The 12,931-nt window shown below is 63.6% G+C and carries 12 protein-coding genes; 6 read left to right on the top strand and 6 right to left on the bottom strand.

The window, feature by feature from the left end:
- Positions 1-7 precede the first annotated feature (7 nt).
- Positions 8-1,813 (top strand): calcium-binding protein, encoded by a 1,806-nt coding sequence (locus tag ACU0FH_RS21380; protein ID WP_446196708.1) that lies wholly within the window; start codon positions 8-10, stop codon positions 1,811-1,813.
- Between the two features lie 111 nt (positions 1,814-1,924).
- Positions 1,925-2,260 carry a hypothetical protein gene (locus ACU0FH_RS21375; protein WP_238370124.1) on the top strand — a complete coding sequence of 112 codons (336 nt, stop codon included), beginning with the start codon at positions 1,925-1,927 and terminating at the stop codon, positions 2,258-2,260.
- Between the two features lie 3 nt (positions 2,261-2,263).
- Here the strand turns inward: ACU0FH_RS21375 and hisD are convergent, their stop codons facing one another.
- Entirely contained in the window at positions 2,264-3,568 is a 1,305-nt protein-coding gene (hisD, locus tag ACU0FH_RS21370; RefSeq protein WP_446197004.1) for a histidinol dehydrogenase, read from the bottom strand.
- An 80-nt stretch (positions 3,569-3,648) separates the two neighbouring features.
- On the opposite strand from hisD, the gene ACU0FH_RS21365 reads away from it, so the two are divergent.
- A complete protein-coding gene (locus ACU0FH_RS21365; RefSeq protein WP_446197003.1) occupies positions 3,649-4,614 on the top strand; it encodes a LysR family transcriptional regulator in 966 nt (321 codons plus the stop codon).
- Between the two features lie 143 nt (positions 4,615-4,757).
- On the opposite strand, the gene ACU0FH_RS21360 is transcribed toward ACU0FH_RS21365, so the two are convergent.
- Positions 4,758-5,246, bottom strand: coding sequence for a low molecular weight protein-tyrosine-phosphatase (locus ACU0FH_RS21360; RefSeq protein WP_446196707.1), 489 nt, complete (start codon positions 5,244-5,246; stop codon positions 4,758-4,760).
- Positions 5,247-5,301: 55 nt separating this feature from the next.
- On the opposite strand from ACU0FH_RS21360, the gene ACU0FH_RS21355 reads away from it, so the two are divergent.
- Positions 5,302-6,012, top strand: coding sequence for an NAD-dependent deacylase (locus ACU0FH_RS21355; protein WP_446196706.1), 711 nt, complete (start codon positions 5,302-5,304; stop codon positions 6,010-6,012).
- On the opposite strand, the gene ACU0FH_RS21350 is transcribed toward ACU0FH_RS21355, so the two are convergent.
- The 3 genes from ACU0FH_RS21350 to meaB all read right to left on the bottom strand — a co-directional run bounded on the left by ACU0FH_RS21350 (position 6,009) and on the right by meaB (position 7,977).
- Complete coding sequence (locus ACU0FH_RS21350; protein WP_446196705.1) at positions 6,009-6,446, bottom strand: copper chaperone PCu(A)C; 438 nt, start codon at positions 6,444-6,446, stop codon at positions 6,009-6,011. The two genes, ACU0FH_RS21355 and ACU0FH_RS21350, sit on opposite strands and share 4 nt — an antisense overlap.
- Before the next feature lie 96 nt (positions 6,447-6,542).
- Positions 6,543-6,830 carry a 50S ribosomal protein L28 gene (gene rpmB, locus ACU0FH_RS21345; RefSeq protein WP_238370120.1) on the bottom strand — a complete coding sequence of 96 codons (288 nt, stop codon included), beginning with the start codon at positions 6,828-6,830 and terminating at the stop codon, positions 6,543-6,545.
- Positions 6,831-6,984: 154 nt separating this feature from the next.
- On the bottom strand, positions 6,985-7,977 hold the full coding sequence (meaB, locus tag ACU0FH_RS21340) for a methylmalonyl Co-A mutase-associated GTPase MeaB (RefSeq protein ID WP_446196704.1): 993 nt from the start codon (positions 7,975-7,977) through the stop codon (positions 6,985-6,987).
- A gap of 103 nt (positions 7,978-8,080) precedes the next feature.
- On the opposite strand from meaB, the gene hrpB reads away from it, so the two are divergent.
- The gene (gene hrpB / locus ACU0FH_RS21335) at positions 8,081-10,534 is read left to right on the top strand and encodes an ATP-dependent helicase HrpB (protein ID WP_446196703.1); all 2,454 of its coding nucleotides are present in this window, start codon (positions 8,081-8,083) and stop codon (positions 10,532-10,534) included.
- A 2-nt stretch (positions 10,535-10,536) separates the two neighbouring features.
- Here hrpB and ACU0FH_RS21330 read toward each other — a convergent pair whose 3' ends face one another.
- Positions 10,537-12,111, bottom strand: a complete 1,575-nt coding sequence (locus tag ACU0FH_RS21330) for an MDR family MFS transporter (RefSeq protein WP_446196702.1) — start codon at positions 12,109-12,111, stop codon at positions 10,537-10,539.
- A 155-nt stretch (positions 12,112-12,266) separates the two neighbouring features.
- Between ACU0FH_RS21330 and ACU0FH_RS21325 the strand changes: the two genes are divergently transcribed.
- Positions 12,267-12,920 (top strand): MarR family winged helix-turn-helix transcriptional regulator, encoded by a 654-nt coding sequence (locus tag ACU0FH_RS21325; protein ID WP_446196701.1) that lies wholly within the window; start codon positions 12,267-12,269, stop codon positions 12,918-12,920.
- Positions 12,921-12,931 lie beyond the last annotated feature (11 nt).

Raw genomic sequence — 12,931 nt, 5'->3', positions numbered from 1 at the left:
ATTTTTCATGTCGATTCTCCGGACCGGCTCGCTTCAGGACGAGCGTGATTTTTCCTATAAACATGCCTATGGCAGCAGCTACATCATGCCGTTCGCCATCGATTTCACCTCCATCAAGGGCAAGCCGCACCTGCTGGCAAGCGGCGTGGGTGGCGGCATCGCCGTTGTCGACATTGCCGGGTCGGGCAAGCTCTCGGTCGATGACGTCTACCTGACTAACCGGACTCAGGATGACCTTGGCCGATACATGGCGGGCAGCAAGCCGCTCAGCTTTACAAAGGGCGGCAAGGAATTTGCGCTGCTCGCGACCCATATCACGGAACCGGGGACGCCGAATATCTCGACCAAGGCCATCGTCACGATCAAGCTGAACGCCAGCGGCGCGCCTGTGATCGTGGATTTCGAGGCCACCGATCCGCTGACGAGCTATCCGCTCAATACCCTGAAAATTGGCAAGAAAGACGTGGTTTATACGACAACCGGCACCACCACCTATGCCGAGGATGTCGTGACCACCTACAAGATCGCCAAAAGCGGCCGGATAAAAGAGCTTGCCGCCACCGAGCTTGAGCATGGGATGGCCTATATCAACGACACGGTGACGGCGGGTGGCAAGACGTTCCTTGTTTCAAGCAAGGATCTGGGCCCCGAGTTGCAGGTGCACCAGTTCAAGCGTGACGGGTCGCTTACCCATACCTTTGACGCGCCCCATTACGACGGCGCCATCGAACGTCATAACGTCAGCGACATCGAAACCGTCGAAATCGGCAAACGCGGCTTTGCCGTGGTCACCGAAGACGATCGCGGACGGGCGGTTGTCTACGAGGTCGACGAAAACGGAGATTTGCTGCTTGTCGATCAGGTGATTGCCGCTGACGATTGGGTGACCGGCGCGGATGCCGGGGTGTTGCGTGCCTTTGAATTCGAGGGCGTGCACTACGTTGCTGCGGGCGGGTTCAAGACCCCGCTGGTGATTTTCCAAATGTCTGAACGCGGCGCGCTCACCCGGATTGACAGCTATGATTTCGGCCCCAATTCCGAGGAATTCATCCTTCAGCTCGACGAGGCGGAGATCGGCGGAAAACAATTCCTCTTTTCCCTCAGCGGTCAGGAGGATTCTGTTCAGTCCTTTGAATTCAAACCTGAATCCACGGTGATCGAGGGCAGCAACACGAACGATACGATCAGCGGCACCGGCCAGGCTGACCAGATCACCGGGCTGGACGGCAAGGATAGGATTGATGGCGGTAATGGCGACGATGCCATCGACGGCGGCAACGGCAAGGACAAGCTGATCGGTCGCGACGGGAGTGACAGCCTTTTTGGCGGGGACGGCAATGACAAGCTCAAGGGCGGCGGTGGCGACGATTTTCTGATCGGCGATGACGGGTCGGACAAGCTCTATGGTCAGGGAGGTAACGATATGCTCGACGGGCGCGAGGGCGATGACACGCTGATCGGTGGCGGCGGAGACGATTTCCTCTTCGGCCGCGACGGCGATGACCTGTTAAAGGGCGCCAGCGGCGAGGACACGCTGATAGACGGCGCAGGCGAAGACATTCTCTATGGCGGCACTGATCGCGATCACTTTGTCTTTATCGCGGATGGCGAGACCGACTACATCAGGGATTTCGACCGGGAGACCATTGATCTCACCCATTTCGGCACCGGCCTCACCTACGACGACCTGTCGATCAGCCATGTCAATGAACGCTACACCATCGGCTTTGCCAACGAAGTGCTCATCGTCGATATCATCATTCAGAACCAGTATTCGAACCTGAACGAGAGCCATTTCCTCTTTGCAACGTGAAGTACTTGAACGGTCAACCAGATTGAACCACTGCCCGGAATGCTTCATATTGCGCCGCAGCCGGGGATACACCGGCAGGGGTAAAACGCAGGCGAAACAAGGGCAGTTTGCATGAAGGGTATGTTGGTTTTGGCACTGGCGGTCACGGCGCTTGGGGCTTGTGGCGGCGGGCAGCGCGGGCACGGCGGAATGACACGGGTCGTCGGCGGGCCGATCAATTCCGCCTGTCTTGAACAGGGTCGCAAGGGCGCGACCGTTCAACGGTGCAGCTGCGTGCAAAGCGTCGCCAACCAGACGCTTTCAGGCAGCGATCAACGTCTTGGTGCCAGCTTTTTCGGCGATCCTCACGCGGCACAGGAAATCCGTCAGTCAAGCAGCAGCTCCCATTCCGCATTCTGGAAACGCTGGCGCGATTTTGGCGATCAGGCCGCCAAGATCTGCACCTGAGGCCTAACTACCACTATTGGCAACCATCGGCGGCGGGCTGAACCGGTCCAGCCGGATGTCGGCGGTGCGTGCGTGGCCCTCCATTCCCTCGTGGCGCGAGATATTCGCGGTCGCTTGCGCCAGATCGGGCAGCGCCTGATCCTCGACCCTTTGCCATGTGACGGTCTTGAGGAATTTGTGCACGCTCAGCCCGCCCGTATAGCGCGCCGCGCCCGCCGTGGGCAGCACATGGTTCGGTCCGGCGGCCTTGTCGCCAAAGGCAACGGTGGTATTCTCACCAAGGAACAGCGAGCCATAGGACCGCAGGCGATCTTTCCACCAGTCTAGGTCGCGGGCCTGCACATGCAGATGCTCGGGACCGGCAAGATCGGCCTGGACGGCCATCTCCTCGCGGATTTCGCACAGGATCACCTCGCCCATCGCCTCCCAGGCGGCACGCGCGGCCTGCGCGTTCGACTCCGGCAATTCGGCAATACAGCGCGGCACCAGCCGCATCACGTCGCGCGCAAGGCTTGCGGCGTCGGTGATCAGCGTGACCGGCGAATTGGCGCCATGTTCCGCCTGCCCCACAAGGTCCCAGGCCACGGTCAGCGCATCCGCCGTGTCATCGGCCACAATCAAGGAATCCGTCGGCCCCGCAAACATGTCGATACCGACAGGGCCAAACATCTGGCGCTTGGCCTCGGCCACGAACTGATTGCCCGGCCCAACGAGGATATCGGCGGGCGCACCGCCGAACAGGCCATGCGCCAAAGCGGCGATCCCCTGCACACCTCCCAGGGTCAGGATACAATCCGCCCCGGCAAGCTGCATCGCGTAAAGCACGGCCGCGGCCGGCCCCTCGGCTCCGCGCGCGGGGGTGCAGGCGATCACATTGCTGACACCAGCTGCCCGCGCCGTGGTGATCGACATCAGCGCCGAAGCGATATGGGCATAGCGCCCGCCCGGCACGTAGCAACCGGCGGTTGTCAGTGGGATATGGCGCTGACCGGCGAAAAGTCCGGGGCGCAGTTCGATTTCCATATCATGCGCGCTGGCCCGCTGGGCAAGGGCAAAGGCGCGAATGTTTTCATGGGCATAGCGGATGTCAGCCTTGAGATCCTCGGGCAGTTGTCCCGCCGCTGCTGCAATCTGCGCCTCGGTCACGACAATCGGCCCGGTCCAGCCGTCCAGCGTTTCGGCATAGTCCCGGACCGCGGCCTCGCCCTCTTCGGCGATCCGGGCGAGCATCGACTGCACGATCGCAACAGTCTTTTCGTCTGACCCGTGATCGGGGATCGTGGAGTGCTTGAGATAGTGCGTCGCCATCATGCGGAGCCTTTCGGATTTGGCCCTTGACCCTTAACAGCCGGAGTTTCACAAATAGTGAAACCCCGGAGGTCAAAAAGCTGCTTATCAAAGGTGTCACCCTGCGCGGGCTCGAAGTTTTCGAGGCGCTGGCCTCGACGGGATCGGTGGCACAGGCGGCCGATATGACCGGCCTCAGTCAGCCCGCCGTGAGCCAGCAGTTGCGTAATCTCGAAAGCGCGCTGGGCACCGAACTGGTGGACCACAGCCGCCGCCCCATGCGCGTCACCCCCGCCGGTCGCAGCTTTCTTGCGCGTACCGAGGCCGTGCTGAACGAGTTGCGCCTTGCCCAGAGCGAATTGACGGTGATGGATCTCAGCCATCTCAGCACGCTCTCTGTCGGGCTGATCGACGATTTCGACAGCGATCTTACACCGCGCCTTGCCACCGTTCTGGCCGAAAGCCTGACCAAATGCCGTTTCAAGCTGATCACCGCGTCGAGCACGCAGATCCAGGAGGCGATGAAGGCGCGCGAATTGCACATGGCGGTGGCCGCGAGTACCGGCGACGTGGCGCCGGGCATTACCGAATACCCGATCGTGCGTGACCCATTCATCCTTGTCGCGCCGCATGGGATCGTGCGCAACAAGAACGATATCATGGGCGATCTGGCCGAGCTTCCGTTGCTGCGCTACAGCCGCGACCAGCTGATCGCCCGACAGATCGAAGCCCATCTTGCGCGCCAGAAACTCGATTTTGAAACCCGTTTCGAGATCGGCTCGAACCCGGCGCTGATGGCGATGGTGGCGCGGCGTATCGGCTGGGCGATCACCACGCCGCTTGGCTATATGCGCGCGGCGCGTTCGCATCCGGATATCGATGTTTTCCCGCTGCCCTTTGGCGCCTTCTCGCGCAATATCTCGCTGTTCGCCGGGACCGACTGGGTCGATCAGGTGCCCCGCGACGTCTCCCGCACGATGCGGCACCTCGTGCAGAACCACGTGATCGATCCGGCGCTGACGCAGCTCCCGTGGCTGTCGGGACGCTTCAGCGTCATCGACTCCTGAGGCCTGCGAGCGGGCTGAAACCCGCCGCGCTGTCGGTCTGGATATGCGTGTCGCTGATCGCATGAAACCACGTCAAAGGCTGCGTTTCATCCATCAACGCACGCGATCACGGCAAGACAATGGCCAAGATGTGAGATTCCGAATCAGGACCGCCCAGATTTGGTTTTGCTTAATAGTCCGCCCGTTTCTGCCTGCTTCATCGCCACTTCCAAACCGGGCGCGGCCTCTTCCAGCATATCCAGAACGGTTTCGAAATCGCCGGTATAATAGGGATCGGGCACGTGATTGCTCACCGGGTCGGTCAGGAAATCGACGCAGCGCACAACCCGCGTGTCGGACCCTTGCGGGCGCATCGCCTCGACCGCTGCAAGATTGTCGTCATCCATCGTAACGATCAGGTCGAAGGCGTCGAAATCACCGGGCGAAAACTGCCGTGCCCTGAGATCGTCGATAGGATAGCCGCGCTCGGCGGCGGCCCGGCGCATCGGCGGATAAGGCGGCTCTCCGACATGCCAGCCCGAGGTGCCCGCGCTGTCGTATTCATACCCCGGCAGACGCACCCGCATCACCCCTTCGGCGGCGGGAGAACGGCAGATATTGCCAAGGCAGACAAAGAGAATTCTTCTGGGCATCGGGCATCGCTCTTGGTTAGGGTCCGGGCAAGAGACTAGAGGGAAAGCGCCTGCCATGACCAGCCAGAGAAGGCCCGAAAAGATCGTCATCCTGACCGGGGCGGGCATATCCGCAGAAAGCGGCATGGGCACGTTCCGGGACGAGGGCGGGCTTTGGTCGCAGCACCGGATCGAGGATGTCGCCACGCCCGAGGGCTTTGCCCGCAACCCCGCGCTGGTTCAGGAGTTTTACAACCAGCGTCGTCAGGCCGCCGCAAAAGCCGCGCCCAACCCCGCCCATCAGGCGCTGGCCCGGTTGCAGCAGGAATGGCCGGGCGAGGTAGTGATCGTGACGCAGAATGTCGATGCCCTGCACGAGGCCGGCGGGTCTGACTCGGTCATTCACATGCACGGTGAACTCGCCGGGGCGCTCTGCGCCGCCTGCGGTCACCGATGGACCGCCCCCGAGAGCATGGCGGTCGGAGAGCCCTGCCCTCAATGCGCCAATCCGACCGCACGGCCCGATGTCGTCTGGTTCGGCGAAATGCCCTATCACATGGAGGAGATCTTTGCCCATCTCGCCGAGGCGGACCTCTTCGCCGCCATCGGCACCTCGGGCCAAGTCTACCCCGCCGCCGCCTTTGTTCAAGAGGCCGCCGCATCGGGCGCTCACACGATCGAGTTGAATCTCGACCCGTCCGCTGTCGTGTCCGATTTCGCAGAAACCCGCCCCGGCCCGGCGGGACAGACCGTCCCGGCCTGGGTCAGCGAGCTATTGGGGTCTTAACGGACCGGATTGACCGGCAGGTCGATGGTGATCTCGCCTGCCCGCTCAAAGGTCAGCGTGACAGGCACCGTGTCGCCATCATTCAGCGGGCGCGTCAATCCCATCAGCATGATATGGTCGCCGCCCCGTTCCAACGCGCGCGTCGACCCAGCGGTTACGGGCAGACCACCCTCGATCTCTCCCATCCGGGCCACGCCGTTGTCGTCGACATCATGCGTATGCAGCGCCACCATCGAGGCGGCCTCGCTCGCGGCCGACACCAGCCGGTCATCCTGATCGCCGCTGTTCGCAAGCTCCATGAAGGCCGCCGCCGTAGGCGCGTTCGGGCGCGATGTGATCAGGTAACCGTCGCGTACCTCGATGCTCTCTCCGGCCATCGCCACAGACGCCAGCGCCGCCATGACGCCCCCCAGCAGGATCGTTTTGCCCGACATGGTTCTCTCCTCGTTACGTTGTATTCCAACAGGCGCGACAAGCGCAAAAAGCCCCGCCGAAGCGGAGCTTTGCATTTCGTGATCGTCAGAAACGGATCAGGCCGAAGCGGAAGCTTTGGCGATCTCTTTCTTGATCTTCAGAACGCGGGTCGACAGTTCAGTGTCCTTGGCTTTTGCAAGGAACTTGTCGAGCCCACCGCGGTGGTCAACGCTGCGCAGCGCAGATGCGGAGATGCGCATCTTGATGCCGCGACCGAGCGTTTCGGACTGCAGGGTAACGTCGTTCAGGTTCGGCAGGAAACGCCGACGGGTTTTGTTGTTGGCGTGGCTGACATTGTTGCCAGACATCGGGCCTTTTCCGGTCAATTCGCAAACGCGCGACATGAGATCATCCTCTGGTTCGTCATCGGGCGCGTCAGGTGGCCCGGTCAAAACATAAGGACGCCGCAAATCGCCGCGCCCTGAATTCGTTTGCTGCGTTTAGGGGGAATCGCAGCAAGCGTCAAGGGCGAAGACCGGCTTTCCCCGCAAATCCGCCCTAGTCCGGCTCGGCAGGCGTTTCACCCAGCCTGCCGAGGATTTCGCGCGCCGCCATGACCGGGGCCATATCGCCGTCGGCCACCTTGTCGCCAAGCTCTTCCATCAGCGCGCGCATGGCCGGGGTTTCAAGCTGCGACATCAGCGCCTGCTGCACCTCCTGCCGGAACCAGTACCGCGCCTGCGCCGCCCGCCGTCCCTGCCAGTGACCGTTCTCGCGCCGCCAGTCGGTTAGCGCGCGCATTTCTTCCCATGCCTTGTCCAGACCGCTTTCCTCGACCGCCGAAACTATCAGCGCCTTCGGAAAACCCTCGGGATCCTGCGGGCGTTTGCGCAAGAGCCGCAGCGCGCCCGCGTAATCGCTACAGGTGCGCGTGGCGGTGGCTTTCAGATCGCCATCGGCCTTGTTCACAAGGATCAGGTCGGCCATCTCCATGATGCCGCGCTTGACCCCCTGCAATTCATCGCCACCCGCCGGGGCCAGCAAGAGCACGAAGAGGTCGGACATTTCCGCCACCACGGTTTCCGACTGGCCGACGCCCACGGTTTCAATCAACACCACATCGAACCCCGCCGCCTCGCAAAGCGCCACCGCCTCGCGTGAGCGGCGCGCCACCCCACCCAGATGCGTCTGGCTGGGCGAGGGCCGGATAAAGGCGTTGGGATCGCGCGACAGACGGTCCATCCGGGTCTTGTCGCCAAGGATCGATCCGCCCGAGCGCGCGCTCGACGGATCGACAGCCAGCACCGCGACGCGCAGCCCCTGCCCGGTCAGCATCATGCCGAAACTCTCGATAAAGGTGGATTTGCCCACCCCCGGCGTGCCGGAAAGACCGATCCGCAGTGCCTCGCGCCCTGACCCTGCCAATTCATCCAGCAGCTCTCCGGCGGCGGCGCGATGATCGTCGCGGCGGCTTTCCACCAGCGTGATTGCCCGCGCCAGCGCGCGCCGGTCGCCCGTGAGGATCTTTGCGCCCAGCTCTTTGATATCCATGCCTGCGTCCCGTCTTTTCGCCTCGGATACATGACGCATCGGGCCCCGCAATGTCCAGAGCAGCACGCTGGACCTTGCCCGCCGCTTTGGCGATAAGCGAGCCATGTCAAAGACCACCCTGCCCATCGACGCGGCCCTGCCCGACCTGATCGACGCCCTGCGCGACCGTGGCCGCGCCGTGCTGCAGGCGCCCCCCGGCGCGGGCAAGACAACGCGCGTGCCGCTGGCGATGCTCGACGCCGGGTTGACCAAGGGGCGCATCGTCATGCTCGAACCCCGCCGCCTTGCCGCCCGAGCCGCAGCCGAACGCATGGCGGACAGTCTTGGCGAACCGGTCGGGCAGACCGTGGGCTATCGCATTCGCGGCGAATCCAAGACCTCAAAGGCCACGCGGATCGAGGTTGTCACCGAAGGCATCCTAACCCGGATGCTGCAATCCGACCCGGACCTGCCGGGCGTGGGTGCGGTGATCTTCGACGAATTCCACGAACGCTCCCTGAACGCCGATCTTGGCCTCGCGCTTTGCCTCGAGGTCGCGGGCGCCCTGCGCGACGACCTGATCCTGCTGGCCATGTCGGCCACGCTGGATGCCGGGCCAGTTGGCGCGCTGATGGATGCCCCGCTCGTTACCTCGGAGGGGCGCAGTTACCCGGTCGAAACCCGCTGGCTCGACCGGCCGCTCGGGCCACAGGCGCGGCGGCTTGACGCGCTGGCGGACCTTGTGGTGCAGGCCGAACAGGAAACCCGCGCCACCGGCGGCGGCATTCTGGTCTTCCTCCCCGGCGAGGGCGAAATCCGCCGTGTCGAAACCATGCTAAGCGCCCGTCTGCCGCAGGAATGCCAGATCCGCCCGCTCTTCGGCGCGATGAAATTCGACGCCCAGCGCGCCGCCATAGCTCCGCTTGCCAAGGGCCGGAAAGTCGTCCTTGCGACCTCCATCGCCGAAACGTCACTCACCATCGAAGACATCCGCGTCGTGGTGGATGCGGGCCAGTCGCGCCGCGCGCGGTTCGATCCCGGCTCGGGCATGTCGCGGCTGGTGACCGAGCGCGTCACCCGCGCCGAGGCGGAACAGCGCCGGGGCCGCGCCGGACGTGTGGCGGAAGGCACCTGTTACCGGCTTTGGACCCGTGGCGAGGAAGGCGCGCTTGCCGCTTTTCCCCCGGCCGAGATCGAGGCGGCGGACCTCACCGGTCTGGCGCTGGAACTGGCGCTCTGGGGCGCGCAGCCGTGCGATCTGCCCTTTCTGACCGCCCCGCCCGAAGGTGCGATGGCCGAGGCGCAGACCCTGCTGCATATGCTCGGCGCATTGGACGATGCGGGCCGCATTACCGAGCATGGGCGCGCCCTCTCTGCCCTGCCCCTGCACCCGCGTCTGGCGCACATGCTGGTCATCGCGGGCAGTGACGCAGCCCCCCTTGCCGCACTGATGGCCGAGCGTGACCCCCTGCGGGGTGCGCCCGTTGATCTGGCGCTGCGCCTGAAAGCCCTGCGCGATCCCAGCGGTTTTGCCCGCCAGCACCGGTATGAGCTGAACCGGGGCGTGGTCGAACGCATCCGAACGGAAAGCAAACGTCTGGCCGGCCAGCAGGGCGCGACCGGAGCGCACAGCCCCGCCACCATGGCCGCGCTCGCCTATCCCGACAGGATCGGCCAGCGCCGCAAGGGCGATGCCGCGCGCTATGTGCTCTCGGGTGGAAAAGGCGCGGTATTGACGGAGTCCGATCCACTTGCCAATGCGCCCTACCTCGTGGCAATCGACACCGACGGCAACCCGCGCGAGGCGCGCATCCGGCTAGCCACCCAGATCACCGAATCCGAGATTCGAGACCTCTTTGCGGATCAGATCGGCTGGCACGACATCTGCGAATGGTCCCGGCGCGACAATCGCGTGGTGGCGCGGCAGCAGGAAAGGTTCGGCGCGATCACGCTTTCGGACCGGATCTGGAAAGACGCGCCGGACGAGGCCATCGCCCGCGCCATGCTGGACGGTGTCCGCATACTTGGCTTGCGGCTGAAAGGCGCGGCATGGCGCTTTGCCGCGCGGGTCGAACTGGTCCGGGCCGAGGGCGCGGACCTGCCCGCCATGACCGAAACTGCGCTGATGGAGAGCCTCGAGGACTGGCTTTTGCCGATGCTCTCGGGCGTGCGTTCCGCGCAGGACTGGAAAGGGTTCGATGTCCTCCCCGCCCTGCGCGCGATGCTGAACTGGGACCAGCAGCAGCTTGTCGACCGCGAGGCCCCGGCCCGGTTCACCACCCCGCTCGGCCGCGAGGTGCCCATCACCTACGGTGAGGACGGCCCCGAGATTTCGCTGCGTCTGCAAGAGGTATTTGGCGTCACCCGGCACCCGACCAGCGGCGGCGTGCCGCTCAAGATCACGCTCTTGTCACCCGCCCAGCGCCCGATCCAGATCACCCGCGACCTGCCGGGGTTCTGGGCCGGGTCATATGCGGATGTGCGCAAGGACATGCGGGCAAGCTACCCCAAGCACCCCTGGCCCGAGGACCCGACGCAGGCCGATCCGACCCTGCGTGCCAAGCCGCGAAACCGGTAAGATTACTCCGCCGGGGTCTGCCCCACCGACTGCGCCGTCTGCGCCGGTGTCCGCGAAACCTTGGCGCCCGGCAGGGTATCCGACAGCGGCCGCTCGATCATCAGCATGGCGATGCCGCTGGCAATACAAGCTAGAACGGCGGCGGACCAGAACACCGGGTGCAGCGCATGGGCGATCCCCTGCACCACCGCTTCGCGCATCCCGTCATCCATCGCCGAGATAGTCTGGGCGCTCAACCCGCGCGGATTGGTGCCGGGCAGCACATCGCCCAGATGGCGGCCAAGACCGACCGCGAACAGCGCACCAAAGGCTGCCGTACCCAGCGAGCCCCCGATCATGCGGAACATATTGGCGCTGGCCGTCCCGACCCCGACCATACGCGGCGGCACGCAGTTCTGGATCGCGGTCACTCCGACGCCCATCACCGGCCCGATCCCCAGGCCCGTCATCAGCATGAAGAGCACGATCAGCCCATTCGGGGTATGTGGTGTCAGCGTCGCCATCAGCGTCATCGCCAGCCCCAGCAACAGGGTCGAGAACACCGGTAGATACTTGTACCGCCCGGTCCGTGACATGAACTGACCGGACAGCGTCGAAGCGGTGATCAGCCCGACCATCATCGGAAAGGTGAACATCCCCGAAGCCGAGGGCGAGACGCCTTTCACCACCTGCATGAAGAACGGAACGAAGGTGATCGTCGTGAACATGCAGATCCCGGTGATGAAACCGACCGAGTTCGACACGATGAAGTTGTTGATTTTAAACAGGCTCAGCGGCAAAAGCGGCTCCGGCGCGCGGGTCTCGGCCACGAGGAAACCGATAAGGGCGGTCACCGCGCCGGCATAAAGCGCCAGCATGGTGGCGCTGTCCCATGCGAATGTCTGCCCGCCAAGGCTTGCCACGATCACCAGAACCGACAACAGTAGCGCAAGGCACGAGGCGCCAATATAGTCGATCTTGGGCCGTTTGCCCGGCTCCGGCGTTTCCAGCGCAAAGGCCAGCACGACAAAGACCAGCACGCCCAGCGGCAGGTTCATCAGAAAGATCCAGTGCCAGTTGATATGCTGCACGATGAACCCGCCCGCGAGCGGCCCGATCACCGTCGACATGCCGAACACCGCGCCCATCAGCCCCTGGAACCGGCCCCGCTGACGCGGTGGCAGCACGTCGGCAATCGTGGCCATCGACACCACGATAAGCCCACCGCCACCAAGCCCCTGTACCGCGCGTCCCAGCACCAGAAGCCAGATATTCGGGGCCAGCGAACAGATGATCGACCCGGTCAAAAACACAATGATCCCCGATTGCAGGATCGCCTTGCGCCCGAACAGATCACCCAGCTTGCCGAAAATGGGCGCGGCCACCGTGGCGGCCAGCAAATAGGCAGTGATCACCCATGTGATCTGGTCCAGACCGCCCAGTTCTCCGACAATCGTGGGCAAGGCGGTGGTAACAACGGTCTGCCCCAGCGAGGCCAGGAAAAGCGTGACCGCAACGGCAGACAGGACCACGCGAATGCGGGTCCAGTCCAGCGCATCATCGGCAGAAGAATCGGGGTTCGGGTGTACGTCAGACAATTTTCAAACCTAGCGAACAAAAAAGAGCCGGGACGGCGCATTTCATGGGCTTGAACGGCCATCCCGGGCTCAGGGGGGAGTATGGTAAGCCCTGTGTTGCAATCATATATGTGTCACGAACAATTACATGTCAACGGCATGTATTGCGGCGCAGCATGTTTTTGTGGAATATGCGGCTCAACCAACCGGAGGACGGATCGATATCCACGCGCGACACCAATCTAAAGGCCTTTCTGGCCAAGGCCGGAATCGACGGTCGAGTTGCCGATGCCTCGCTGACGCTTGATGCGGTGCTGCAACGCTGGCGTCGCCGCGTGTCCAAGCAGGAACTGGGCCATAGCGCGTTGAAAGCGCTCGAACTCAAGGACGAACTCGATCTTGCGCAGCTTGACGTGCTGGTCGCAATCCGCGCGCCGCTGAACGAATTCGGCGCCGACCAGCAGCAGGAAACGATGGTCTCCACCATCGCGGAACGGCTGCGCATCGACCCTTCCCGCGCCTCGCGCCTTGTGAGCGAATTGATCGAACGCGGCTACGCCCGCCGGGCGGTCAGCCAGCAGGATGCGCGCCGCACCATCGTGGAACTCTCCGACAAGGGAGAGGCGGTGGTCGATGCCGTGCGCCGGTTCAAATTCCTTGTTATGGGCGAATTCCTGTCGGGCTGGAGCGAAGAGGAAATCGCCACCTTCATCCCGCTGATGGAACGCTTCAGCGCCTGGACGGACGAATCCGCGCAGGTCGGCCCTGACCGTTTCACCGAAGAAGTCGCTGAAATCGTGGCGCATATGCGCGAAACCGCCTCGGGGTGACATTCCCAATG

Source organism: Heliomarina sp., from assembly GCF_052826185.1.
Note: the sequence above shows the minus strand (reverse complement) of the source record. Positions and strands in the feature narration are given on the sequence as shown.